Source organism: Lentimicrobiaceae bacterium, from assembly GCA_023227965.1.
Lineage (GTDB): Bacteria > Bacteroidota > Bacteroidia > Bacteroidales > JALOCA01 > JALOCA01.
In genome coordinates this window covers 1-10,106 of the sequence record JALOCA010000063.1, presented here as the reverse complement: position 1 = coordinate 10,106, position 10,106 = coordinate 1, and the positions used below count along the sequence as shown (strand labels likewise).

Annotated in this window: 13 protein-coding genes; 11 read left to right on the top strand and 2 right to left on the bottom strand. The window is 38.2% G+C overall.

Translation table 11 applies throughout. The features are described from left to right. The 10 genes from M0R21_13410 to M0R21_13365 form a co-directional block, all read left to right on the top strand. Positions 1–156, top strand: a 156-nt coding sequence (locus M0R21_13410; protein MCK9618819.1) for a transcription termination factor, incomplete at its 5' end; no start/stop codon positions are given. Positions 157–323: 167 nt separating this feature from the next. Next, positions 324–620, top strand: a complete 297-nt coding sequence (locus tag M0R21_13405) for a DUF1573 domain-containing protein (protein MCK9618818.1) — start codon at positions 324–326, stop codon at positions 618–620. Continuing rightward, complete coding sequence (yajC, locus tag M0R21_13400; GenBank protein ID MCK9618817.1) at positions 617–934, top strand: preprotein translocase subunit YajC; 318 nt, start codon at positions 617–619, stop codon at positions 932–934. The genes M0R21_13405 and yajC overlap by 4 nt, the downstream gene beginning before the upstream one ends. Positions 935–998: 64 nt before the next feature. Continuing rightward, complete coding sequence (locus tag M0R21_13395) at positions 999–2,003, top strand: hypothetical protein (protein MCK9618816.1); 1,005 nt, start codon at positions 999–1,001, stop codon at positions 2,001–2,003. A gap of 6 nt (positions 2,004–2,009) precedes the next feature. Then, positions 2,010–2,621: a dephospho-CoA kinase gene (gene coaE, locus M0R21_13390; GenBank protein MCK9618815.1), complete on the top strand. Its 612-nt coding sequence runs from the start codon at positions 2,010–2,012 to the stop codon at positions 2,619–2,621. Further along, positions 2,599–3,324, top strand: coding sequence for a TerB family tellurite resistance protein (locus M0R21_13385; protein ID MCK9618814.1), 726 nt, complete (start codon positions 2,599–2,601; stop codon positions 3,322–3,324). Before coaE ends, M0R21_13385 begins: the two co-directional genes overlap by 23 nt. Before the next feature lie 319 nt (positions 3,325–3,643). Beyond that, positions 3,644–4,354 (top strand): hypothetical protein, encoded by a 711-nt coding sequence (locus M0R21_13380; GenBank protein ID MCK9618813.1) that lies wholly within the window; start codon positions 3,644–3,646, stop codon positions 4,352–4,354. Between the two features lie 5 nt (positions 4,355–4,359). Then, positions 4,360–4,557 (top strand): DnaJ domain-containing protein, encoded by a 198-nt coding sequence (locus M0R21_13375; protein ID MCK9618812.1) that lies wholly within the window; start codon positions 4,360–4,362, stop codon positions 4,555–4,557. Positions 4,558–4,775: 218 nt separating this feature from the next. Further along, positions 4,776–6,113, top strand: coding sequence for a hypothetical protein (locus tag M0R21_13370; protein MCK9618811.1), 1,338 nt, complete (start codon positions 4,776–4,778; stop codon positions 6,111–6,113). A gap of 21 nt (positions 6,114–6,134) precedes the next feature. Beyond that, complete coding sequence (locus M0R21_13365) at positions 6,135–6,710, top strand: PorT family protein (protein MCK9618810.1); 576 nt, start codon at positions 6,135–6,137, stop codon at positions 6,708–6,710. A 101-nt stretch (positions 6,711–6,811) separates the two neighbouring features. Here M0R21_13365 and fabG read toward each other — a convergent pair whose 3' ends face one another. Continuing rightward, positions 6,812–7,558, bottom strand: coding sequence for a 3-oxoacyl-[acyl-carrier-protein] reductase (gene fabG / locus M0R21_13360; GenBank protein MCK9618809.1), 747 nt, complete (start codon positions 7,556–7,558; stop codon positions 6,812–6,814). Positions 7,559–7,573: 15 nt separating this feature from the next. Continuing rightward, entirely contained in the window at positions 7,574–8,623 is a 1,050-nt protein-coding gene (locus M0R21_13355; protein MCK9618808.1) for a DUF6340 family protein, read from the bottom strand. Between the two features lie 146 nt (positions 8,624–8,769). Here M0R21_13355 and M0R21_13350 point away from each other — a divergent pair. Next, on the top strand, positions 8,770–10,106 hold a 1,337-nt coding region (locus tag M0R21_13350), incomplete at its 3' end, for a M20/M25/M40 family metallo-hydrolase (GenBank protein MCK9618807.1).

Sequence of the window (10,106 nt, the reverse complement as noted above, 5' to 3'; positions counted from 1 at the left end):
GTCAAGGTGACTTTAAACGAATACATTGAGTTGGCTAAGTATTACAGTACCCAACGAAGCAGCATCTTCATCAATGGTGTTTTGGATAGAATCACCAAAGATTTTAAAGAACAGGGAAAAATTGTGAAAACGGGACGGGGTCTTTTGGAAGGATGATCAACAGGTACTTTAAAACATTATCTTTTATTATCGCAGCAATCATTTTATTGAGTTGCGGGAATAAAACATCCAGTCGCACCTCCCCTTCTGTTTCGATCGACTCAAACAAAAAAAAGGAACCCGGCAGGATTGAATTTACCAAAGAAATACATAATTTTGGTACCTTGAAAGAGGGAGAAACTGTAGCCTATTCTTTTCAGTATAAGAACGGTGGGAGCTCCCCTTTTCGCTTGACAAAAGTAGAACCGACTTGCGGATGCCTGACCGTTCAATTCAGCAAAGAAGAGATCGTTTCAGGTAGCAGCTCTAACATTGAGGTGATTTTTCAAACTGCCGGAGAATGGGGAAACCAGGTTAAGACAGTAGAAATTGAAACCTCAGACGGCGAAACCAAAACATTGACAATTGGCGCATATGTAGAAAATAAGAATTTTAACATTGATTTAAATAACTTGAAATGAGTACACTATTATTTGTTATCGCTCAACAGCAACCACAGGGAAGTATGTTGGGAATGTTTTTACCACTAGTATTAATTATCGTTGTGTTCTACTTTTTTATGATTCGTCCACAGATGAAACGGCAGAAAGAGACACAAAAATTCAGGGATGCCCTTCAAAGGGGTGACAAGGTCGTCACATCAGGCGGCATATACGGAAGAATTGATGAGATTAAAGATCAAATCATCTATCTTGAAGTAGCGCCAAATATCAAATTAAAGGTTGATAAAAGTGTTGTGCTAAAAGATATGAGCGATGCTCCGGTAGCAAAGTAATAAAAAATGGCCGGTTCTTCCGGCCATTTTTTATTTTAAACAAGCCGGGTAAAACATAATATGGATGAAGCAAATTTGGGTAAAGAAAATATTCTTGTTTGTTAAGCGTAAAGTCAAGAACTTCAGCTACCATAAGGCGCTTGTTTTTGTTGTCTGCCTGGCACTCTCCTCACTATTATGGTTGTTGAACAGTTTGGAAAAGCGCTATACAAGCAGAATCAATGTTCCAGTAAATTTTGTTGATTTTCCGAAGGATAAACAGCTTTCAGGTTCTCTCCCAAAGAATCTTGATTTAGTGGTTGATGCCTACGGATATACCCTGTTAACCTACAAACTCAGGTTGGCATTTTCGCCCATCTTATTAAATGTCAACGAATTGATTGATAATGCCTTGGACAGAGGATACAGATACAAGTACACCGTCTCTGCTGTCGGCCACAAAGAAGAAATTGAGAAGCAAATCAGTAGCGAGATTAGAATTCTCTCCATCAAACCAGACACGCTCGTTTTCAATTTCAGTAAAATCATTTCGAAAAAGATCAAAGTTAAACCTTCACTAAGACTCAGCTTTGAAAGTCAATACTCTTTGGCTGGTGAACCAACAACTGTTCCGGATTCATTCCTGGTAAGCGGACCGAAAGATATTCTGGATACATTAAAATTCATTCCGACTAATTTCTATTCATTCACCAAATTAGCACATTCTATTGAGCAGCGGGTAACTATTCAACCTCCGTCCGGAGTAAAACTAGACACCAAAGAGGTGAATTTAACCATACCTGTGGAACAAAACACTGAAGTAACCTTTGAAATTCCTATTCAGGTTATCAACAATCCTTCCGATATTACTATCAAAACATTTCCAGGAAAGGTTAAGGTTACCTGCCGGATAGGACTTGGCAAATACAAAAAACTGGATTACAGCACCTTCCATGCATATATTAATTTTGAAAAGATCTCTCTCAAAGATCCGCGTTTGGCAGTAACTTTCGAAAGCCATTCAAATGTTGTGCTGGCTGTAAGCTATTCTCCCAGGGAAGTTGAGTATATTCTGGAACACGAAAAATAGAAGGTTATGCTGAAGGTTGGAATTACAGGTGGTATTGGAAGCGGAAAATCGACTGTTTGCAGAGTTTTCAGTGTACTGGGTATACCTGTATTCAATGCCGACGTTGAAGCCGGAAGATTACAAAATGAAGATCCCCAAATTGGCACAGAATTGATTGGAATATTCGGATCAGATATTTATTCTGCGGAAGGATTGTTGAACCGTAAGATGCTGGCTTCCATCGTTTTTAATGACCGTGGACTACTGGAGAAACTCAATAGTATTATTCATCCTGCTGTGCATAGGGAATTTGAGAAATGGAGTGCCAGAAATTCAGATTTCCCCTATGTTATTTACGAAGCAGCTATTCTTTTTGAAACCGGAAGTTTTCGTAACTTCGATTTCACCATATTGGTCGTTGCTGATGAACAGGAACGAATTGAACGTGTTTCAAAAAGAGATCATTCAAGACCTGAAGATGTCGTGCAACGAATGAACAATCAAATGATGGATAAAGAAAAAATAAAAATGGCTGATTTTGTAATAGAAAACAATGATAATCAGCTTATTATTTCACAAATTTTAATATTGGATCAACTTTTAAAGTCGAAGAATCATGTTTGGAAAATGGATAGGTAGTGGTTTGGGATGGACACTAGGTGGTCCTATTGGTGCATTGGCAGGGTTTGTTTTGGGAACATTGTTTGATCTTTCCGAAAAATCAGATCCCAATGCAAGAACATTTGGAAACGGAACACAGACGACACCTAACGATTACCTTTTCAGTCTGATTGTTCTGGTTTCAGCAGTATTGAATGCTGATGGAAAGATCATGAAATCAGAACTAAATTATGTGAAAGAATTTTTTAAAGTCAATTTTGGAGCGGATGGTGCACAAAATGCCTTAAGGATACTTCACGATTTGACGAAACAAAAAATTCAGGTTACCGATGTTTGTCAGCAGATAAAAAATTACATGGATTATCCAGGCAGACTACAACTCATTCATTTTCTGTTTGGTATAGCAGCTTCAGATGGTCAAATTCATCCTGATGAACTAAAGTTAATCAGGCATATATCCATCAATCTTGGAATTTCAACGGCGGATTATACCTCGATTGAAGCCATGATGATACCAAAAACTGACTGGGCTTACGATGTGTTGGAGATAGTACCTTCTGCCACCGATGAGGAGGTGAAAAAATCTTATAGAAAGATGGCTTTAAAATACCACCCCGACAAAGTGAGCTATTTGGGTGAAGAGATTCAACAAGCTGCCAATGAAAAATTTAAAAAGGTTAATGAAGCTTACCAGCTGATTAGCAAAGAGAGAAAGCTTTAATGTTATTCAGGTAATCTCATTTATTATTCTTCACTGAAACGCGAATAATTTTTCCGTGCCAATTGGTTAATAGGCTATCGCAGTCGGCAAGATTTCACAACCATTTGGAATTCAAATAACTAATTGTTGAATGGAATAAGCATTTGATTGATCTAATCCATCCTTTTGTTGAATATACTTTTTCACTGCCAAAGGTTGGAGTATCTTCGAAGATGTGAATTATGCAAATAATTTAAATGTTTATGTAACAATATCAGTCACCAAAGTATCAAACTTTGTCCAGTTGTAAAAATTTATTCACATTGTAAAATAAAATGAAATGAAAAAGTATAAAATTTTGACGGTATTTGCAGTAGTCTCAGTAATGATGTTTGCGTCATGCAAAAAGGATACATCCAGTAGTTCCTCCACACTCAGGGTTAAAGCCCAGGCAACCAATAACACCTTTTCAGTTCTCAAGTCTGGATCTTTAGCCACTCCAAATTTTGTATGGGAAACTTGCTTTATAAATGTGTCCAAAATTGATTTTGAAGCAGAAAAGAAGGAAAGCGAAACATCTCAAGGTTTCTCCAATATTGATTATGAATGGAAAGGGATAAAAAAAATTGACCTGTTCAGTGTTAATTCAGTTATTGGGGAAATCATTCTTCAACCGGGTGTTTATGAAGAAATATCCCTGGAGATAAAAGCATACAAAGCCGATGCAGGCTCATCCCCTGTATTTTATTTATCAGGTACTTATGCAAATTCTACCGGAACTTTAATTCCTATCCGGGTTATCGTAAATGAAGATATTGCCTTTAAAGCCGAAGCCGAAGGAGGGACCATACTAAATGCGGTTAATAATTATACAAGTCTGATCAACTTAAATCTGGCTTTATTAATGAATGGCATACTGCAATCGGATCTTGATGTTGCTACGCTTACCAATGGAATAATTGTCATAAGTAACGCATCAAATATTTCGCTTTATAATAAAATTAAAGGGAATTTTAATTCCAGTGATCATGCTGAGTTTAATAAGGATTAAAGCCTATCTGGGACTACGATGTTCTTGAACTTCAACCCGTTGCTTCAGATGAAGAGGTAAAAAAAGCTTATCGGAAGATGGCCGTCAACTATCATCCTGATAAAGTGAGTTATTTGGGGGAAGAAATACAGCAAGCTGCAAACGAGAAATTTAAAAAAGTAATTGAAGCATATCAACTGATTAGCAAAGAGCGAAACCTTTAATCGTTGAAAGAAAACGACATTTTGTTGATTATTTCCACCCTTTTGCTGAATAAATTTTTTCACAGCCAAAAACTGAAATATCTTTGGGGAAAGATGAACTAGAGTAATTAGAATAAGAAGATCGAATTTATTTGCATATTTAAAATAAAAGTGAGTACATTTGTCTTTATATCATTATGTCATATAGAAAAAATACAATTAAAAAGGAGGGCAGGATTATGAAAGAAAAAGTAAGATTTACTAAAGGCCTCAAATATTTATTTGCGGCTTTCCTTTTTGCAGGACTGATTTCATGTTCCAAAAGTTCAGACGATTCAAGTGGGGCATCAAATTCAAAAGTATCTGGTCGTGTGACCGAAAGCAGCGGACTTAAAAGTGCGTCTTTAAAGAGCGGACAAGTAGCGGCAGGTGTTCAGGGTGCGACTGTTATTATTGCTGAAGTACAAGCAAATGGTTCATTAAATACTGTTTCAACCCAAAGCGTTCAAACAGATGTTAATGGGAAATTTGTAGTTGAAACAAAAATGAGTGGCACTAAAAATTTAGTTGTAGTTGCAACAAAAAACACGTCGGGATGGAAAGCAGTAGTTTCTGCTGAAGTTAAAAGCGGGACAACAGTCTATGCCCAACCTTTAAATACAGAAACCTCAGCCGAGGCCGAAGTGTATGCACGATTGATCGCAACAGGTAAAACAAATGTCATTTCTCAAACAGACGTTCAACTTTATGTTAATGCTGATGTTGCCGCTCAAATAAAAGGGAATGCGAGCGCGCAAGATCAGTTTATTAGCAGCTTGGAAGTAGCAGCACAGGCTAAAACAAAAGCGTCGGGCAATTCTTATTTTGGGATTTCAAGTAGTCAGTTACAAACAATTTCTACGGCAAATGCACAAGCACAAGCTGACTTTGAAACTGCTTTGTATAACGCGGATGATTCCCAAAGCGCTGATGAAGAAAAATTTGACAATTTTCAAAAAGCAATTGTCTCTGCATACGCAAGTGCAAATGTAAAAGCAGAAACATATGCAAAGTTATCAGTGATTTCTTCTGAAGCCTTTGTAAATGCTGCCGCCAGCATGTCATTACCTATCTATTTTGCATCTGCTGAAAGTAATTATCTGAGAGTTGCATTTATTATGCGCCAGGCCATGGAAGCTAAATTCATGGAAGCAGGCGCATCAAGTGCACAATCAAGTGCGGTTGTATCAGCCGGAGCCAATCTAACAAATTCGATTAAAAGTTCAGTAAGTATAAGTCAAATAGCAGATGCTTTTGTACAATACCATTCGGCAGTTGTTGCCCAGTTAAAACTTACATTAAGCGCTCAGGCAACGGCAATTGGTACGATTGACACCAGTATTAATGGAATTGTTGGAGCGAATGCAACCTTAAATGTAACTATAGGAGCGACAGTTTCAGCTGATATAATCGTTAATGCTTATGTAAACTATTTTAATTCTGTGAAAACCCTGGTGCAAACCTCCTTGTCAGGCGCTTCATCAACTCAAATTAATGCCGCATCTGATATTTTGATATTGGCTAATTTGAATCATTAATTATTTTCTTAATTTATCGATATGAAAAAGACACTGATGACTTTATCATTGCTTATGTTGGCTTTTGTGACATTTGCTGCGACTTTTGACCTTGGAATAAAAGCAGGGTACAATACCACAAAGCTTTCTACCGACCTGAATACCATAAAAGCGGACTCAAAAGGGGGATACAATTTTGGTGCTTTTGGACGATTCGGAGGGGAAAAATTTTACCTGCAACCAGAATTCTTGTATGTTGTTAAAAATGAGGAATTTTCAGTTGGTGCATCTACAGATGCAATTAAAATGAAATCTATTCAGGTTCCGGTGTTGCTGGGTCTTAAACTGATTGACCTTAAGGTTGCCTCCATTCGTGCTTTTACAGGTCCCGCCATCTCATTTTCAACAGGATATGAAAGCGACAAAAGTTTTAACTATAACTTCAATAATGCCACATGGGATTACCAATTGGGCGCCGGAGTTGATGTGTTGATGTTTACTTTTGATATTCGCTATGAATGGGGATTATCCAAGACATTTGATACATCCAGTTTCGGTTCTAATTTTACATCTAAAGGAAACACATTTTCTGTTAACCTTGGGTTTAAATTTTTATAATACTACAGTTTAAAAATTCGGATATTACCGAAATATTCGGGAATGAAAAAGGGCTATCTGTTCAACAAATAGCCCTTTTATTATGGATTATATTCAGCTCTCTAAGTATTCATCGCACCACAAACACTGATTACCTGACCTGAAACATAGGAAGAGAGATCGGAAGCGAGAAACAGGGCAACCTTCGCAACCTCTTCGGGTAATCCACCCCTTTTCATTGGAATTGATGCTTCCCATTGTTTGCGGGCATCTTCAGGTATTTTAGCCGTCATCTCGGTGATAATGAAGCCCGGGGCAATCGCATTAGAACGAATACCTCTGGATCCCAACTCTTTAGCAATAGATTTGGTAAATCCGATGATACCTGCTTTGGAAGCTGAATAGTTCGACTGACCTGCATTGCCACTCACACCTACCACAGAACTCATGTTGATAATTGATCCCCCTTTTTGTTTCAGCATCGTCATTTGGGCAGCTTTCGTGAAATTAAAAACCGATTTAAGGTTAACATTGATCACGGTATCCCATTGTTCCTGGGTCATTCTCATCAACAAAGTATCCTTTGTAATGCCGGCATTGTTAACCAGCACATCGATACCGCCAAAATCCTTAACGATCTGCTCAACAACCTGAGTAGTTTCATCAAATTTTGAAGCATCAGAAGCGTAGGCCTTTGCCTTAACTCCTAAAGCAATTAGCTCATTTTCAGTCTCCCTGGCAATATCATCGTAAAAAAGATCCGTAAAAGCTACATTACAACCCTGTTGCGCGAACAGAACTGCAATGGATTTTCCAATACCCCGGCTAGCACCGGTGACAATTGCTGTCTTTCCCTCTAACAATTTCATATATAAACATTTAAATTAATTTAAAAGCGGTTTCTCATTCTGGAGTCTGTTTAACAGATTAATATATTCCTCAGCTGTTCTGCTAAATTTTGATTTAAAGGATCTTTTGGCCCACTGAATGGCTGCTTTCAAATCGCCGTTCATTTCAGCGGCAAGAGCGAGATTGTATTCAATCATGCTTCTCAAAGCGGGAGAAGAAGAGGTTGAAAATTTCATCCAGATCCTTTCAGCATCTTTCCAATAGTTGCTTTTTACGTAAGCTATAGCCCTGTCTGCCTCCGCGTTGTTGGTAATAAAGTAATTTCTTGACTGTTCCTGCCAGCCAGGTGAAATATAACCTGAAAGGGTCTGTCCGTTTTCAATCGCACCACTTAAAAGGGCATCTTTTATCGTTGGCAATTCCTCATAAGTTTCTTGCAGGGAGTTTCCGTTTTTTTCCCAAAAAATGGTGTCGTTTACTTCAAAACTGGCAATTTTCAATTTTTCAGCTGGTTGATACAACTTCCAATTGGAATGATAGGCTACTTGAACTATAATGTTGTATTGTTTGAGCGACCCATAATCCGTAATTCGCTCAAATCCCACATGATATGAGGTATTTACGTTTTCGTAAAAATTTTCGAGCGACAGCAAGGCATCGGTTTTGAATTCAGTACAAATCTGTTTTACTTGCGCTAAACTAAGCGAAGGGGATTTGGTAGCATATGAAAGGTTTGTATTTGGAAGATTTCTCTGTACTGGAATGACAACATCGAATCTGCCTGACTCATACAAGGCATTTCCAAGGGATTTCAAGGTAGTATCAGCAGCCAAACTGTCCAGCATTGGCTCATCCAAAACCAATTTCTTTTTAATAAATAAATTCTCAAGCGAATCCTGATTCAGGTTTGAAAATGAACTGTTCATACTTCGGTTCATCAGCACAACACTCTGTATTTCATTTGAAATGGGTTTTTCGGGAGGTACTGAAACCTGTATTGATATCTTACCCATTGAGACACAGGAAGTAAGCAAAACAAAAAAACCATAGGAGATCCAACGAAAATGACCAAAGATTAATCTCATACGCAAGCTTCAAAAGAAATTTATTTCAGGTAACTTTTTACAAATAAACTAAATATTCATTGATCCTGTTCATCCTGAAGTATTAAAAAACCTGAAGAGATCATTATATTTGTCCATCCAAACGTTATCCTAATAAAATTCATCAAATGAAGATTTTAGTAAAATTCTCACTGTGTGCACTGGTACTCTTTTCGGGTTGTATTGTACAATATCAGCCAAAAATTACAGACAAAGAGATCGCTTCCACCATTAAAATACTTTCATCAGAAGAGTTTCAAGGCAGAAAGCCTGGCTTACCGGGCGATTCACTTGCGGCTCATTTTATTGCTGAAAAATTCAGAAAATCCGGCATTAAAATGCTTTACAACAAAGGATATCAACCAGTTAAATTAATAACGGGATTTAAGTTTGGCAAGGAGAACCATCTTACTTCCGCCCAGCAGACGTTTGATTTGGGTGCGGATTATGAACCACTATTTTTCTCGGCTAATAAATCATTTGCAGGAAAATTAGCCGTAGCCGGATATGGGATAACCTTTTCGACGGATAGTTTGAAATGGGATGATTATCAAAATTTCAAGGTGGAAAACAGCTGGGTACTTATTTTTGATGGTATTCCAGATCACCTTCAGCAAAACAAGGAGGTTTTAAAGCAGAGCGATCTTCGCACAAAGGTGCTGAATGCCATTGACCACCATGCAGGTGGAATCTTAATTGTTACGGCCGATTTTAATACGAATGGGGCTACTAAAACCGCAATATTTGACAAAAATAGCGCTCCCTATTCTGTTCCGGTCATGAAAATTTCCCAAAAGACTGCCGACCTGATCCTGGATAAGCAATTAAGCTTCGCTGAAATTGAAAATAGAATCAAAAATGATAAAAAACCCTTTTTCAAGCTGACGGATATTGCTGTGCAAGGTGAGGCTTCTGTCCTTCCTAAAATCACAGTCACTCAAAATATTGTTGGAATGGTACCTGGCAGAGATCCAAAACTGGCCGAGGAGTTTATTATTGTTGGAGCCCATTACGATCATCTGGGATTCGGCGGAGCAGGCTCAGGATCCAGAATGCCGGATACTGTTGCCGTGCATCATGGCGCTGACGACAATGCCTCCGGAGTAGCAGCTGTTATTGAACTGGCTCAAAAATTCTCACACGAAAAAAACAACAAGCGTCCCATTATTTTCGTGGCATTTACGGCGGAAGAATTCGGTTTAATTGGTTCAAAAGCATTCGTTAAAGAACCTCCTTATTCTTTAAAAAAGGCTGATGCCATGTTTAATTTCGACATGGTAGGCCGCCTTGATTCCGCAAAGGACCTAACCATCGGCGGAGTTGGTACAGCTCTGGAGTCCAATGCATTGGTCGACAGCCTTGTTCATGGATTCAACCTTAAAATTTCCAAAGAGGGATATGGACCATCCGACCATGCCTCATTTTATGGGGAGAATATTCCTGTCATTTACTTTACATCCGGGGT

What these genes read in the sequence shown, in the direction of transcription:
- yajC (MCK9618817.1), top strand. Translation starts at nt 617, where the DNA reads ATGAGTACACTATTATTTGTTATCGCTCAACAGCAACCACAGGGAAGT.
- M0R21_13370 (MCK9618811.1), top strand. Translation starts at nt 4,776, where the DNA reads ATGAAAGAAAAAGTAAGATTTACTAAAGGCCTCAAATATTTATTTGCG.
- M0R21_13380 (MCK9618813.1), top strand. Translation starts at nt 3,644, where the DNA reads ATGAAAAAGTATAAAATTTTGACGGTATTTGCAGTAGTCTCAGTAATG.
- M0R21_13365 (MCK9618810.1), top strand. Translation starts at nt 6,135, where the DNA reads ATGAAAAAGACACTGATGACTTTATCATTGCTTATGTTGGCTTTTGTG.
- fabG (MCK9618809.1), bottom strand. Translation starts at nt 7,558, where the DNA reads ATGAAATTGTTAGAGGGAAAGACAGCAATTGTCACCGGTGCTAGCCGG.
- coaE (MCK9618815.1), top strand. Translation starts at nt 2,010, where the DNA reads ATGCTGAAGGTTGGAATTACAGGTGGTATTGGAAGCGGAAAATCGACT.
- M0R21_13385 (MCK9618814.1), top strand. Translation starts at nt 2,599, where the DNA reads ATGTTTGGAAAATGGATAGGTAGTGGTTTGGGATGGACACTAGGTGGT.
- M0R21_13395 (MCK9618816.1), top strand. Translation starts at nt 999, where the DNA reads ATGAAGCAAATTTGGGTAAAGAAAATATTCTTGTTTGTTAAGCGTAAA.
- M0R21_13355 (MCK9618808.1), bottom strand. Translation starts at nt 8,623, where the DNA reads ATGAGATTAATCTTTGGTCATTTTCGTTGGATCTCCTATGGTTTTTTT.